The organism is Sphingobacterium chungjuense, from assembly GCF_011316935.1.
Lineage (GTDB): Bacteria > Bacteroidota > Bacteroidia > Sphingobacteriales > Sphingobacteriaceae > Sphingobacterium > Sphingobacterium chungjuense.
In genome coordinates this window covers 137556-151705 of the sequence record NZ_WLYS01000005.1, presented here as the reverse complement: position 1 = coordinate 151705, position 14150 = coordinate 137556, and the positions used below count along the sequence as shown (strand labels likewise).

General features: G+C 39.9%; 20 protein-coding genes. 7 read left to right on the top strand and 13 right to left on the bottom strand.

Going from position 1 to position 14150, the window contains the following annotated elements; all coding sequences use genetic code 11:
* Positions 1 to 27: 27 nt before the first annotated feature.
* Positions 28 to 591, bottom strand: coding sequence for a hypothetical protein (locus tag GKO22_RS13430; protein WP_166335861.1), 564 nt, complete (start codon positions 589 to 591; stop codon positions 28 to 30).
* A gap of 24 nt (positions 592 to 615) precedes the next feature.
* On the opposite strand from GKO22_RS13430, the gene GKO22_RS16760 reads away from it, so the two are divergent.
* Entirely contained in the window at positions 616 to 744 is a 129-nt protein-coding gene (locus GKO22_RS16760) for a hypothetical protein (protein ID WP_262886496.1), read from the top strand.
* Between the two features lie 182 nt (positions 745 to 926).
* On the opposite strand, the gene GKO22_RS13425 is transcribed toward GKO22_RS16760, so the two are convergent.
* From GKO22_RS13425 to GKO22_RS13395, 7 genes are read right to left on the bottom strand one after another with little or no spacing between them, the layout of a single operon-like run.
* The gene (locus GKO22_RS13425) at positions 927 to 1181 is read right to left on the bottom strand and encodes a hypothetical protein (protein WP_166335859.1); all 255 of its coding nucleotides are present in this window, start codon (positions 1179 to 1181) and stop codon (positions 927 to 929) included.
* Positions 1178 to 1504 carry a hypothetical protein gene (locus tag GKO22_RS13420; RefSeq protein WP_166335857.1) on the bottom strand — a complete coding sequence of 109 codons (327 nt, stop codon included), beginning with the start codon at positions 1502 to 1504 and terminating at the stop codon, positions 1178 to 1180. The genes GKO22_RS13425 and GKO22_RS13420 overlap by 4 nt, the downstream gene beginning before the upstream one ends.
* 19 nt (positions 1505 to 1523) lie before the next feature.
* Positions 1524 to 1742, bottom strand: coding sequence for a hypothetical protein (locus GKO22_RS13415; protein WP_166335855.1), 219 nt, complete (start codon positions 1740 to 1742; stop codon positions 1524 to 1526).
* A gap of 11 nt (positions 1743 to 1753) precedes the next feature.
* On the bottom strand, positions 1754 to 2758 hold the full coding sequence (locus GKO22_RS13410) for an SPFH domain-containing protein (protein WP_166335853.1): 1005 nt from the start codon (positions 2756 to 2758) through the stop codon (positions 1754 to 1756).
* An 8-nt stretch (positions 2759 to 2766) separates the two neighbouring features.
* Complete coding sequence (locus GKO22_RS13405) at positions 2767 to 4110, bottom strand: Rcat domain-containing protein (RefSeq protein ID WP_166335851.1); 1344 nt, start codon at positions 4108 to 4110, stop codon at positions 2767 to 2769.
* A 38-nt stretch (positions 4111 to 4148) separates the two neighbouring features.
* Positions 4149 to 5060 (bottom strand): hypothetical protein, encoded by a 912-nt coding sequence (locus GKO22_RS13400; RefSeq protein WP_166335849.1) that lies wholly within the window; start codon positions 5058 to 5060, stop codon positions 4149 to 4151.
* 24 nt (positions 5061 to 5084) lie between these two features.
* Positions 5085 to 6353: a tetratricopeptide repeat protein gene (locus GKO22_RS13395; protein ID WP_166335847.1), complete on the bottom strand. Its 1269-nt coding sequence runs from the start codon at positions 6351 to 6353 to the stop codon at positions 5085 to 5087.
* Between the two features lie 399 nt (positions 6354 to 6752).
* Between GKO22_RS13395 and GKO22_RS13390 the strand changes: the two genes are divergently transcribed.
* A complete protein-coding gene (locus tag GKO22_RS13390; RefSeq protein WP_240920309.1) occupies positions 6753 to 7787 on the top strand; it encodes a hypothetical protein in 1035 nt (344 codons plus the stop codon).
* A gap of 62 nt (positions 7788 to 7849) precedes the next feature.
* Here GKO22_RS13390 and GKO22_RS13385 read toward each other — a convergent pair whose 3' ends face one another.
* Entirely contained in the window at positions 7850 to 8104 is a 255-nt protein-coding gene (locus GKO22_RS13385; protein WP_166335845.1) for a hypothetical protein, read from the bottom strand.
* Positions 8105 to 8887: 783 nt separating this feature from the next.
* Here GKO22_RS13385 and GKO22_RS13380 point away from each other — a divergent pair.
* Entirely contained in the window at positions 8888 to 9220 is a 333-nt protein-coding gene (locus GKO22_RS13380) for a hypothetical protein (RefSeq protein WP_166335843.1), read from the top strand.
* A 48-nt stretch (positions 9221 to 9268) separates the two neighbouring features.
* Here the strand turns inward: GKO22_RS13380 and GKO22_RS13375 are convergent, their stop codons facing one another.
* The 4 genes from GKO22_RS13375 to GKO22_RS13360 are packed head-to-tail and all read right to left on the bottom strand — an operon-like array spanning position 9269 to position 10628.
* Positions 9269 to 9775, bottom strand: a complete 507-nt coding sequence (locus GKO22_RS13375) for a 2'-5' RNA ligase family protein (protein ID WP_166335842.1) — start codon at positions 9773 to 9775, stop codon at positions 9269 to 9271.
* Positions 9751 to 9894 carry a DUF2256 domain-containing protein gene (locus GKO22_RS13370; protein ID WP_166335840.1) on the bottom strand — a complete coding sequence of 48 codons (144 nt, stop codon included), beginning with the start codon at positions 9892 to 9894 and terminating at the stop codon, positions 9751 to 9753. Before GKO22_RS13370 ends, GKO22_RS13375 begins: the two co-directional genes overlap by 25 nt.
* Positions 9881 to 10369, bottom strand: a complete 489-nt coding sequence (locus GKO22_RS13365) for a DUF4385 domain-containing protein (protein WP_166335838.1) — start codon at positions 10367 to 10369, stop codon at positions 9881 to 9883. The genes GKO22_RS13370 and GKO22_RS13365 overlap by 14 nt, the downstream gene beginning before the upstream one ends.
* 13 nt (positions 10370 to 10382) lie before the next feature.
* Positions 10383 to 10628 carry a DUF3253 domain-containing protein gene (locus GKO22_RS13360; RefSeq protein ID WP_166335836.1) on the bottom strand — a complete coding sequence of 82 codons (246 nt, stop codon included), beginning with the start codon at positions 10626 to 10628 and terminating at the stop codon, positions 10383 to 10385.
* A gap of 227 nt (positions 10629 to 10855) precedes the next feature.
* Between GKO22_RS13360 and GKO22_RS13355 the strand changes: the two genes are divergently transcribed.
* The 4 genes from GKO22_RS13355 (at position 10856) to GKO22_RS13340 (ending at position 14144) form a co-directional block, all read left to right on the top strand.
* Positions 10856 to 11380: a TetR/AcrR family transcriptional regulator gene (locus tag GKO22_RS13355; RefSeq protein WP_166335834.1), complete on the top strand. Its 525-nt coding sequence runs from the start codon at positions 10856 to 10858 to the stop codon at positions 11378 to 11380.
* A gap of 11 nt (positions 11381 to 11391) precedes the next feature.
* Positions 11392 to 11802 carry a nuclear transport factor 2 family protein gene (locus tag GKO22_RS13350; RefSeq protein ID WP_166335832.1) on the top strand — a complete coding sequence of 137 codons (411 nt, stop codon included), beginning with the start codon at positions 11392 to 11394 and terminating at the stop codon, positions 11800 to 11802.
* Between the two features lie 54 nt (positions 11803 to 11856).
* Positions 11857 to 12969: a Gfo/Idh/MocA family protein gene (locus tag GKO22_RS13345; RefSeq protein WP_240920308.1), complete on the top strand. Its 1113-nt coding sequence runs from the start codon at positions 11857 to 11859 to the stop codon at positions 12967 to 12969.
* Between the two features lie 170 nt (positions 12970 to 13139).
* On the top strand, positions 13140 to 14144 hold the full coding sequence (locus GKO22_RS13340) for an aldo/keto reductase (protein ID WP_166335830.1): 1005 nt from the start codon (positions 13140 to 13142) through the stop codon (positions 14142 to 14144).
* Positions 14145 to 14150: the final 6 nt, after the last annotated feature.

Here is a 14150-nt window from a genome sequence, read left to right as displayed (position 1 = left end):
GCTGTTAATGGAAATAGCACACCACGCCTAGCATGGAAACCACCAATGTATGAAAGATAACTTCCCGTCTTTAAGGAATAGACGAATGTGCCCATCAGATAGGTTTTCATCATCTTCGCGGAATATGATCAATTGTAGTTTACCTTCGCCATACACCTCTATTTCTCCCATCGCGTAAACTGCGTTTGGAAAATGTTTTCGCAGTTCTGCTAACGTGGTAGATGAATCTAATCTTAGTCCATCATAAAGGATAAAATGATCTTTAGTAAAGCGAAATTCATCAACGGCCAATTTTTCCTTACTTCGCTCAAAACGAGAGCCATCTTTATACCAATATTCATCGTCTGCATCTTTGCTCCCATCAGGATACTCAAAAACGTAACTACAAGGTTCCAATTCCATCATTAGTCTGGTACTGTCTGCTTGCTGGAAGTGTGCTCCAAACTCCTGTACAGAAAGGAATCGATGTAATTTGCCATCAAACAATATTTTGTCCGCATCCAACACTTCTGGCAACATTACCTCCTGTGCACGAGACATGGAGAGATGAAACAGGAAGAAAACTAAAACGGTACAATATTTAAAAGTCATGATAAAAGAGTTTAAAATGTAATAATGAGTGAATTATCGGGAAGCCAAAAACAGGAAAACAAATATACCTATAACGAGAAGAACCAGATTAATCGCGGCAAAACGGAAGTTGGATTTATAAGCAAGAATCAGCATTTCTACGAACAAGTATAATGCTTCAATGACTAATATGGCCAGAGCTACGTATAACCATAATTTTAAACCCATACCATTGTTACCTCCGCCAAAATCGTTGTTCATCTGGTAGAAACCAAGAATCGACAAGGCTGCTATTCCAATAATCAGTCTGATAAAAAAATATATAACCATAAGTCTGCTATTAGCACAATAATATTTTAGAGCACATCGGTGATACTGATCTCTACCGGTATTTGAATACCGAGATGCGGAGATAAGTGATTCTCGTGATCCCGCAGCGCAAAGCGTTGCAGATAAATTGGATTTTGAATGGTGTCTGCGAGCACCATCTCCGCTCCTGTTTCATTACGCAGAATTATATTCGCGACCACGCCATTTATATCATCTACTAAACCAGTGCCGAAACTGCCTTCTATACCTCCTCCAGACTGTAGGAAACAGCAGCGAATCAATCAACAAAAGGATTATCTAACAAGCCCACTAATACAATGTGAAATAGAAAAAAATAGCCTAACACAGCATATAATGTTCCTAAAATGAGTAAGATCATAATAGCCAATACCCATCTGTTTTTCTGGGTAATAACCACCGAATGGATTGCAAAATAAGCAATTGAGATAGGTATACTTAGGCACAGCGCCCGATCAATGACAATATTTTTTAATGTGGCAATTCCGATCTTGGCGCCATGTGAAAATTGATAAATAAATCCAACCGTGAAAAAGATCGTGACGAATAAAAATGCAGCAATGGTGTATAGCAATCTACTTTTCATATTGAGCTCTTTTCTGGTATCATTTTTTGCCCACGTTTGGATGGTTCGGATTTTGTGCAAAAGCACCCGAGAAGATCATCACCAATCCGGTCATCACCAACAACAGAATCAATATGGAAATTGCCACTTTCATCACATCCCCATAATTTACGGGGAACCATGCCCATATATAGTTCAAACTTAAAAAGCAAACACTCAAAAGAGAGAGTATAAAAATGGCTACAATAATGTATTTCATACGTTATGTCGTTATAGATTTTCTAAGTATTCTTTTTTCTTCTGATCAAATTCTTGTTGCGTAATGATGCTTTCATCCAGTAAAAGTTTCAGCTTTTGCAATTGCGCAATGGGATCTGCATTTCGACTTGGGGTAGTCACTTCGTCGATCGACTTATTAAATACATTTGCCATACTCAGCCCCGCTCCTAAAGCTGCTCCCGCACCAGCTACGCCACTTTCGTTGCGCGCAGCATCACGCAGCGCACGCAGTTTTTCTAATTGTTCGTAACTTAAGCCACCTTCAGCTGCTGCCATCGCATCAATCGTTACATCAGCCACACGACCAATTCTTTCTTCTGTATCGGCATCAAAACTATTACCCTCCACTCTGAAATCTGTAATACGAACACCGAGTTTCTCAAACTCGCTAATAAGCTGAGTTCGCATTTCAGTCATAATGCTTGTCAGTTGCGTATCAATCTCCGTATATGACATCTTTTGATTGGCCAGATAGCTTATCAATAAAGAAGGAATTCTGGATTGCACTATATCCCGAAAAGATTCGGTGGTAAACTCATTCGTAGAACCTACCAAATCGGCAAAAACTTTGTGTGGATTGATCATTTGATACGAGAAATTCCCAAAAGCACTCATTTTCACCGGAATCTTATAGATGGGGTCTACGTATTTTACAGGCGACGATGTTCCCCAACTTTGATTGACGACTTCGGCTTTCCGATAAAAGAATAAAGCCACTTTGTGCTCACTCTCCATTAATTGCATCACCTTGAGTAAAGTGGTGATAAATGGCAGATTGTCTGTTTTGATTGTGTAGGTTCCTTCCTGATCCAATACGTCAGTTATTTTGCCTTCGTACACCAAAATACAACCCTGACCTGGGCCAACGATCAATTTACTAGCATTTTTGATCTCATCGGTTTTTGCGGGATATTTCCAAAGTAGCATATCCGTTTGCTGTGGATTCCATGATATTACCGTGGAGAGTTGCTTCTTGAAAAAATTAAATAGACTCATATCACCAACTAGTTAAGTTTAAAATTATCCAGATCAATCTCTTTAAAAGGTTTACCATCCTGATCACCGAGTAATACAAATTTTCGCACACGGGGCGATCCAAAACTGTAAACGTACAATCCAATACCATCTTTGTATACGCTGAGGTCGCTAAACTCAGACTTGACCGCGTCGGGCTTGTAGGTCCAAATTACCTGACCAGTTTCCGTATCGATCTTTTGTAATAACGCCGTATTTTCGGGATTGGCATTGGGCAAGGTCTTGATGTACAGGCGATTTTCTTCCTGATACATCACGGTCGGTTTGAAATACATACGATCTGGCGTCAGATCTTTGAAACTCACCACTCTTTTATCATGACTACTAAACACCGATTTGTAGGTGACATTATTGGAGTAGCGATAATCTCGGACATCCTTCCATTCGGCGCCATACGGCAATCGAATCGGAAAACCCGACTTTTCCTGATAATCGTACTGAATGAGTTGGATAGGTTCCTCGGGATAAGACGAGCTTTTCTCGGAAAAGATATAATACTTTTTGATTTTCGCGTCGCTTGGCAGCGTACTCAATTCCTCTGAATCTTGGAAAAACAGCTTCCGCTCGGCATAGATCTTTTGGGGAATAGGAAAATACATAAACTCTTTTCCATCATTCGTCATGATATCAAGCCCGTCGCCATAGTTGTCGTTGGTAAACTTTAGCGTAGCCAATCCGGCAGCAAATTCTGGCTTCGAACCAAATATTTGAGCAGACACGTCCAACAGTTTATCCGCTTCACTATCCAACCTATATAATTGATTATTACCGTCTGCAATAAGATAGGTATTGCCATCTGCAAATTTTCGGTATCTCAACGACGGGCTATCTCCCCATTTTGCTTCTGGTTTCTGTTCTTGTATGATTTTTCCTCGGATTGGATCATAGAATAGCAACAGGTATTCATCGGACTTTTTGCTGTAAGCACCGTACCTTCTCTCGACTGAAAATAAGATTTTGGGATTGCCATCTGCGCCTGTATACACCATTTGATCTCGCACATGATCTTGGTAAATATCTTTGCCGGAGCTTTTATCGGAGCTGGATGTAGTATTGGATAAAATGCTACTAATTAGGGCATAAAAAATCAAAGCTATCGCAACAGCTATAATGGCCATATTCTTCTTGGTGGTGTTTTGAGCGCCTCGACGCTCAAAACCGCGATGATGATGATTTACGTTGACATTGATATCGTCATTATCTAAAAAATATTCGGTATCGCAATGATTGCATATGTAGTGATCTTCCTTGACGGATTGTTTTTTAACACTTCCGCATTGCGGGCATTTTAACGCGGTAATTCTTTTGGCCATCCTAACAGATTAAGGGTTAAAAACCTAATGATGAATCATTATTCTTGAAAATACGTCTTAAATTTTTGCGATACGGTATCATACACGATAGCGAGTACCACGTCGTCGGCAGTTAGAATCACACCGTCTCGTGGCGCTGGCACAAATTCAGTAGTATTCATGTATATTTTTGCCTTTTCTTTAAACGATCGAATACGCATCTTATCATTGTAATTTTCTGCGAAAGCGATATACGGTTGTTGTGTCGCTTTATTAGAGCAAATGATCAGTAAGCGACTAATTTGCTTTTCGTTATTATCCATAATCACGGCGACATCTAGAATGCCATCTTCGTCGAAATCTCCAAAAGCGACGGATGACTTGCTCCTAGCTTCATTTTGTGTCAGACTGTAGGCATTTCCGTCACTATAATTGTCATCCAGCAAGATTTTCTTGACGCCCGATGAGAGCGTGGTAAATGGCGCTAAAGAAAAGTTGGTTTTGTACTTATCAAATCGATATTCCTCAATCAGCAAATCACTATTCAATCGAAATGTAGACCTGCTATTGCTATTGGCCACAGGTCTAGCCAACACCACTTTATATGCTTCTTCGGATTGATCGTCGTCTACCCACACCTTATCGCCAAATTGTAGATTTCTCGCTGTCAAATCAGTTGCATGTCCAATCACTCGGTACGCACTCCATGGCGAGTTGTCGCCATCCCAATCGATCGGTAATTTTGTTATAGCCACTGTATCTTGTTGATGCAATTCTCCTAGATTAGCACCGGTAGGTTGCATACTATCTTTTATGTTAGTCGTATCCTTTGCGTTTCTCAGTATTGTTGTATCCACAGATGATCTGAGATATGTATGTACGCCAAAAGCAATGGCAGCGATCAGTACAATGGCTATTATTCCATAAGTGATCAATTTAGAATGACGGTTTTCTGCTGTTCCTCTATTCATATTTTATTCGTTTTCACCGGATGACTAATTATAGCCCAAGTCATCCTTAATTTTGTTTCTTATCGATTCGTTGGGAAGTCTCTCAAGGAATTTTATTAATACCGGCGCGATTCTTTCCTGTTCTTCCCCCTTAGCATAGTTAGATCGAAAAGCCGCCAGCAAGCCCATCAGCAGATTTTCAATTCGAGGTATCACCATGAATTCGTCGTCAGAATAGATTCGATCTGCTTCAAAAAAATCATCAAACAGAAATAATAACTCCTCCAACCTTTCGTCATTGGCAGATGTCTGCTGCTTTTTGCGATCTTGTAAATAAAGATGCAGTGCGGATAAAAAATGAATCTCGTGAAATTCCCGCTCCAATTCGCCCACATCATCCTGCAAATATTTAGCTGTTAACTGGTAGGTGTCATGATACGCATTCAGCGCGTAGAAGCTAAATAGCAACTCGTCATATTTATTCGGATCATTTACCCAAGCATAGAAAAGCCTCTTAGACATTTCGACGTCTAACCCGTAGGTTTTACATATATTTTTTGGAATGGTAAAAAATGCGAGCATATCTTGACGATACATCACCATAGGATGAGCTTTCTGCACTTGAATAACTTGATCGATGATCTCATTTACCTCCTGCTCATCATCACTTTTTGCTAAGACATGAAGGCATGAATACAGGTAAAAGTTCCGATCGTCTCGAATAACCAGCGGCACGGTGTCATCATTCGGATCATAATGGTCGAAAAAGGTTTTATACTGTTGTATTGCTTTTCTAAATTCCTCTTTTCTGTAATACGATCTGCCATAGAGCGTACGGTAGGCATTATGCAATGTTCCCTCCTCCGCCTCATTCATGAGCTTTAGACAGTCGTCATATCGGCCAAGATTTTGCGCCATGGATGCGGCATTCCACAATCTTTCTTTATCCAAATAATAAGCTTTAACTGCATGTTCAAAAGCAGGTTCATCATCATCTAGATTGGAATAGGCCGCAGATAGATTAGAATGGTATAGCGCCATAGTTTCTCTATCGTCTACATTTCCATAAAGCGTGGCTAATCTAAATTTCTCTTTCGCTTCTTGAAATTTCTGTTGATGATAATACGAGAGCCCACATTGAGTGAGCAAATAGCTATTTTTGTAGTCTTTCTCCAAGATTTCTTCATAGAGCTTTGCGGCCTGCGCATATTCTTTATCTTGGTAATGAATCATCGCTTGAGAAGTCTTTTCTTCCGTAAGATGGTCCTGAGCGCTGAGCCAAAAAGGGAACAGCAGATAACATAGTATCTTCATGGTTTTTGCTATACAGATTAGTTTGCTCATCTTGACTTTTCTGATCTTACTTCGAAAGTTAAGCCATAACGGGCTTTTAGCACTTGATCGTTTACAATTCGCAAAAAGGCATTTACGATTTGTTAAGAGCAACACCTATTATTCGTAATACGTCCAATGCGATGCAACGGCGTTTTGGCATGGTATGCGATTTATTAAAATCCTACTATACGCGAACAATAGCAGGCATAGTTGAAATTTTGTCGGCGTAGATTTAGGAAGTGCTTGTGAGCATCAAATACGAATCGTAAATGATTACCTGTAAATAATAAACCGTTGGGCGATACTATCGTTGTAAATACTACTTTGCATCAAGCGAGTGCCTGATATACAGCAACAGATCACTTGAGTAAATTGCGTATGAAAAATATAATTATCCTCTCCTTATTGTTCACTTCATTAACTACGTTGCAGTCTTCTTGCCAGGAAAAGGAAACCTATTACCGAATCAAAACCATTTATCGGGAAGATCATGAACCCTTTGTAGGGCTAACAGCCATGTCGATGGAAGAGATATTGGATTACAATTTTCACTTTGTCAGAAAGAATGGAAGCCTGCATTTCGACTATCCCAAAAAGCTGGAAATTAACCTAGATAGTTTCACTAATCTCAAACAGCTCGATATTACCGAAAAGGATTATTACGAAATGTACGATTACACATTCCACAATAGTAGCTTTCTCATTAAATTCAAGGATAATGCGACATCATCCAAATCCAAGAACACGATCATCGAGTTTGAAAAAGTCGATAAAGAGCAGTATGATCAGGACATTGCGGAGGCTTTTGCCTATGAAAGAGAGGTGCAAAACAAAATTATCTCCTTGAAAGCTAGCTTAAAAAAGCAACCGCCTATTAAACTACTACCGTTGGAAAAACTGAACACCAAAGTGGATACAATATTTGATGATACGTATGATAGCGACATCATCTTGCAGATACCAGAGCAGATCGCACTATATGAATCAGGAGATCTTAAAAATGAAAAATTTGGCGATATAAAAATAGGAACGTTTAAAGATCATTCAAAGATCTACGACATAGAACACGCAGAAGATTATGGGTTAAAACAGCTGACCATCTGGGTATCGACTGATCCAGCAGGCTTTGATATGAAAAAATTTGTAGCAGAAAATGAAAACATGGTTCTGGTGAAAGAGGAGAAAGACAATGTTGTGGGATACACGATCAGTTACGATTTTGAAAATGATCAGGCCATTATTGGATCATTCTTTTCCCTGAAATATTACCAAGTCGGCAAGACGCACCTATTTATCTACGGTAATGTCACGGCCTCGCAAATGAAGAATGCACCTCATGACGTGGAGATGAACAAAATTTTAAACTTCAACTACCTGATATCGGAGCATATCACTTTAATATCAAATAATTAAAGAAGCAGGCAGTCGTTTATTATAGAACACAACTCTTCAGGAGTTGTGTTTTATGTGGCGAATCAATCTAGACCTCTCGCTTTGATTTCTTTATCAGTTCTTTTATAGGCTATGCGCAGCGGCAAAATACTTAGGGGTATAAAAGCTGCCCCAATCAACATCAAAAACTGGTCGGTTTTAAGGGCTAAATTTACGATGACGATTAGAAATATAGCCGTTATAAAACCTGACAAAATCGACAGATTCCGCACCTTCTTTCTTCTTTTTAGCAACTCTTCGTCAGACAATAATTTTTCGTCAATGCCTTGGTTTTGCATAGCATATATTTTAGGTTATTTAAATTCTACGTGCAATAAAGTCTATAATTCAATACAGTAAAGATAGTAAATTATGTTAATTTTTTTAACTTGTAGCAGTGTATAATCAATTATATGGTTAATAGCATTATGTTGTGTCACTTCTGAATTTGTTAATTGTAAACTCAAAACAATTGTAAAACTCGTAATTTTAAGTATATTAAGAAATTATATTTAATGGATATTGCAGTAAAATGTTTCGGCTAAGGTCATGTTCACGACAATGATTTCTTTTTTGCATGCCGCTAACGGAAATTGAAGTGATATCATTTTAAGCAATTACCCAGTTTCTGTTACTTTTATAAGATCATGACGACGAATTCGAGAACAGCTTCTTCCACTCGTACATATGCTGTGCAAGTACGATCTCCCATGAGACACCTTTCGGTCTTTTTCACTTTTATCGTAAGCATTATGGCTTTTCGCCTATTTGGATTCGAACAATATTCAATGATAGAGTATTATTTTTATAGCTTGAGTAAGGATCAAGCCCTTCTAGTAATAGGTGTGTACATGCTTACAGGATACTTACTTGGATGGCGACTTGGCGCGGGTAGAATCCAATTATCAATCAATCAAAACGGTATTAAATGGCATTGGCAGCGACGTTATCCATGGAGTAAAGCAGATGATTTTAAAATAGATTGGAGTAATATCCGACATTACAGTTTTCCTTGGACTCGTTACTACTATTGTATGAAACTTTCACTAAATAATGGTAGTAAGACAAGACTTTTCGCGAGCATGAGAACAAAAAGCAATGACTTTCTCGCCTTTAAAGAAGATTTTCTCAGCGAAATAGAACGTTGGAATGAGCAAGCAGTCGCAGAAAATCACTCCATCATCACCAAACCACCATCTTTTTATGAGTCTAAGACGGCTTATGTGCTGATCTATATAATTGTTGCCTTCATAATTGGCTTCACCGTAGCATTTGTGTTCTTTTATAAAGAGTATATGCCGCCGCTAATCGCATGGATCGTGGTAATAGGAGCTTCTTATATGTATATCGGTCACGTGATCAGTACAAGAAGTAAAGTGAGAAAACGAAATGCCGTAAGCGAAGCGAAAGATTAGGATTTGTAGTAAAACCTTCCTCCCACGTTTACCAAAGCTTGCGTATTCTTATAGGAAATCAAATGTTTCCTGATGTTGCCAAGGTCCACCTTGATAAATCCAAAGATCCAGACCAGTTGCGCGGACAGTAAAAGGTTCAAAGGTCTTTTCCAATTGTGATAGCAATTCTTTTGATGCTGCCGGAGTCACCTTATTTTGCACTGTAATGTGCGGTCTAAAACCTTGCTTGTCTTGTGGGATCAGAACCGCTGCAAATACCTGACTTAAATGTGCGTGCAATTCTTGCAACGCTGTAGACATTATCTTAAAAGCGACGCCAGCACCCAAATGCATCAGGCCAACAACCTCCATATCAAACTGATTCTTCGCTATATTTCGTAGGATCTCAAAAGTATGTCCAGTATCAGGTAGTTGGTGAAATAGCGTCAAATGCGCTTTGAGGTAATTACGCTCGCTAGGAAAATGCCGATCCCTTAAGTGATCGAAGTACGATTGATTAGCCTCATCCAATTGGATGGTCAAGATGTAGATTACTTTACTCGCGTTATTTTGCATCGTTGTGAACAATATTTGACTTCATCCCACACCTTTTCCCATTTTTTGCGCCACGTGAATGGCCGGCCGCAGGTCAAACAGATCTTTTGCGGTAAGTTCGTTTTATTAACCCCTTTCATCCTTCCACTGTTTTTTCATGGTGGCATATTTTTCGTTTGCTTCGGCTTGTTTCCATCGGTCATAAAATACGTCTGCAGCAGCTGCTTTTTCAAGATCGCCTGTACCACGCTCTAACAGGGCATAGTCGTTTTGCTCATCATATTTTTTTCCACCTTTATAGTTTGCATAACGCCTGGCTCGGGTATAGCCCATCTGTAAATATTTTCGAGCCATGTCAGCTCCTACTAAATCGTCTGCTTTCACATACGCTTCAAATAGTTCAAATATTTTGTCGCTACTTTCTACAGCGATCTGCTCCGTTTTAAATCGCCAATATTGCCCGATTTCTGATTTGTAAGGTTCGCAAATCAGTACGCCTTGTTCTCCTTTGCCTACGCGATACTGTTCTGGATTTTCGCGATAGTCGATATCCGGTTTCCAAGGGTAACTATCTTTGTCAAAGCTGAGATAACTCGGTTTGCGGTTTTTTACCATAAAATTGGTCGAATCAAGTAGTTTTAATGCGTATTGGTCCTTTGATCTGGTTTACATCCACGGGTTCGCCGTGCTGTACGACCAGCACCTCACCTTTTCTGTGCATTGCGATCGCTACATCAACCACATCTTGCATTCGATCACGCCAATTGTCTGGATAGAGGTGGCGCGCCACCTCCGATGGACAAATGCTTTTCTCTGCACCACGCGCAGCGGTGAGAGACAAGATGGCTTTTGCAATTTCTGGATCAAGTGGCATAGAAACTCAACAAAGAACACACCTGCTTGGTTTCGTATTTCTTTTGTATACAATTATCCGCTTTAATTGTAGTAGGAAGCAGGATGAGGAATTAGCATTGTCATGCAGATCAGTTTAGTAGTTTTTACAAGCAGTTGGGTGTGTAGTAAACAAAATGTTAAATTTTGTAGACAGACTTGTCTGTTTATTATAACTTATCTACATTTGCTTACATAATAACAAAAGGCATGAGCAGTCCGCGAGAAAGAATAATACATACCGCTTCCCTCCTGTTTCACCAACAAGGATATAATAGCACTGGAATCAATCAGATTATTAGCGAAGCTAAGGTAGCCAAGGCGAGCTTTTATCAGCATTTTAAATCAAAAGACGAGCTCTGCGTTGCATTTCTAAATGCCAGACATGAATACTGGTTTTCTGAACTCTTAAGCTTTGTCGCGAAGTCTGCGAATAGCAGAGAAAAACTGTTGACCGCCTTTGATTTCATCATTCAGATGAACCAGAAAGAGAATTTTAGGGGATGTAGTTTTTTAAATATCCTGTCGGAAATATCCAAAGCGCAAAACGCCATACTTTCCGTGATACAGGCGCACAAAAATGACTTAAGAAGTTTTTTTGAAAAAGAAATTGGAGACGAATTGCTAGCTGCACATATCTATCTCCTATTTGAAAGTGCCATCATTGAAAGTCAACTATTTAAATCAAATGAATTGGTCGAAAAATCAAAAAAAATCATAGATAGTTTAATTTAAATTTTACAGCAATGGAACAGAAACACCCTTTGCCTCCATTTACCGTGGAGACCGCAAAGCAGAAAACTCAAATGGCAGAAGACGCTTGGAACAGCAGAGATCCTCAAAAGATTGCTTTGGCATATACCATAGACAGTGAGTGGCGAAACCGCGACGTTTTTGTCAACGGACGGGAAGAGATTGTCCAATTTTTAACCGCGAAGTGGGAAAAAGAACTGGATTACAAACTTAGAAAAGAATACTGGGCTCATACCGACAACAGGATTGCTGTTCGGTTCGAATACGAATATCGAAACAAAGAAGGCAAATGGTTTAGAGCTTATGGCAATGAAAACTGGGAGTTTGACGAGAATGGCCTGATGAAAAGACGCTATGCCAGCATTAATGATCTCGAAATAAAGGAAACGGATAGATATTTATAACGCTAAAATGTATTCTGCACAGAAAACGTTACATTGCGATCTAACCTGATAAACATGAAGCAAAAGCAATTCTCCCTCATAGCATTTTGTGCGCTGTGCATCCTAGCCTTCTCCCCTGCCGGAATGAATGCCATGGCACAGCATAAACTGAACGTAGTAGTGGCCGGCCTAAGTCATGATCACATTTACCTGATCATGAATAGCTACGAAAAAGGGGAAGTTAATATCGTGGGTATTTCCGAAAGTAACGGCGATCTGATCAACCGCTTTAAGCAGCGGTACAAACTAGCTGATTCGCTCTTTAATGAAGATCTATCCGCGTTGCTCAAAATGCGAAAGCCAGATGTCGTGTTGGCCTATAATCCTATCAATGAACATCTCGCCGTTGTAGAAGCAGCAGCACCACTAGGTATATCGGTGATGGTCGAAAAGCCTTTGGCAACAACAGTAAAGCAAGCGGAACGTATGGCACAATTGGCGAAACGGCATGATATCCATTTGTTGACAAACTACGAAACCACATGGTACGCCAGTAATCAGGAAGTGTATGAGAAAATCAAAATCAACAAAGAGATCGGAAAGATTAGGAAAATGGTGGTACATGATGGGCATCAAGGGCCAAAAGAAATTAACGTGAGTAAGGAGTTTCTGAGCTGGCTAACGGATCCCGTACAGAATGGCGGCGGTGCGATTGTGGATTTTGGTTGTTATGGTGCAAACCTCATGACCTGGTTGATGGATGGAAAAGCACCGATAGCGGTCACAGCCATTACACGCCAACTCAAGAAAGACATTTATCCGAATGTAGATGATGACGCGACTATTCTTTTAGAATATCCTGAAGCAACCGGAATTGTCGAAGCATCATGGAATTGGCCATTTTCAATTAAGGATATGGAAGTATTTGGTGATACCGGTTACATACAAGCGGTGAATCCAACAAAGCTTAGAATAAGAGAAAATGAACGTGCTCCTTATCACGAAACAACCGCCAATTCGCTACCAACTAATCTTAGCAACCATCTCGACTATTTAGCAGCCGTATTGAACCAAGAAATCGAACCCGGACAAGATTTATCCAGCTTAGAAAACAATCTGATCGTGGTGAAAATCCTCGAAGCAGCAAAAGAGTCGGCCAAGACTGGCAAACGAGTAACCCTGCATTAAATAGTGATGAATCGATTACATGAGCTTCATCTTAAACGCATTATCTCACGACTACCTATAAGTATATCATAAGCGCTCTATCCTACTATCGTTCAACCATTCCGCGATTTGCATACAAAATTCCTTGATCTGCTTACGTAGCTAAACAGTAATTGTGCGAATTTAGAACTATGATAAAAGCACAAATCGCATTAGGCAGTCAAGGACTGAAGGTGCCCATGATCGGTTTAGGATGTATGGGAATGACTGGTTTCGAAGATGGACATATGTACGGCCCAGCAGATGAGCAAGAAGCGATTGCTACCATTCATCGTTCACTAGAGCTGGGAGGCAACTTTTTGGATACGGCAGATCTGTACGGTCCCTTTGCCAATGAGCGACTTATTGCTAAAGCTATCAGCGGAAAGCGAGATCAATTTATTCTAGCAACCAAATTTGGTTGGGAAATAGATGATCATGGTAAAGCAACTTGGGCCATCAATGGTAAAAAGGAATATGTAAAAAAGTCTATCGAGCGGTCATTAAGAAATCTCAAAACGGACTACATTGATCTTTATTATTTACATCGACTGGATAAAAGCACTCCCATCGAAGAAACGGTAGAAGCCATGAGTGAATTAGTCAAAGAGGGAAAAGTAGGATATTTGGGCCTATCCGAAGTATCCTCAGAAACTATTAAACGAGCGCATGCTGTACATCCGATCACTGCAATACAAAGCGAGTATTCTTTGTTCGAAAGAACGGTAGAATCTCGAGGCATATTAGACACGCTAAAAACGTTGGGTATTGGTTTTGTGGCGTACTCCCCCTTGGGTCGTGGATTTTTATCGGGTGATATTAAAACGCTGGATGATCTACCAAAAGATGATTTCCGTCGGGCGATCCCACGCTTTCAGGGAGAAATGTTCGAAAAAAACATTGAACTGGTCAATGCGATCAAAAGTATGGCAGAAGACAAAAACATCTCGCCTTCACAATTAGCATTAGCTTGGGTTATCCACAAAGAAATACTACCTATACCTGGTACAAAACGTCGAAAATACGTGGAACAGAATATTCAGGCGACAGAGATTGAACTCACTTCGTCTGATATGGAGAAGCTGGAAAGCATTGTGCCAATTGGCACGAATACAGGAGCGGCGTATGACGAGTTCAGTATGGGATTAATTGATTAGATTTGG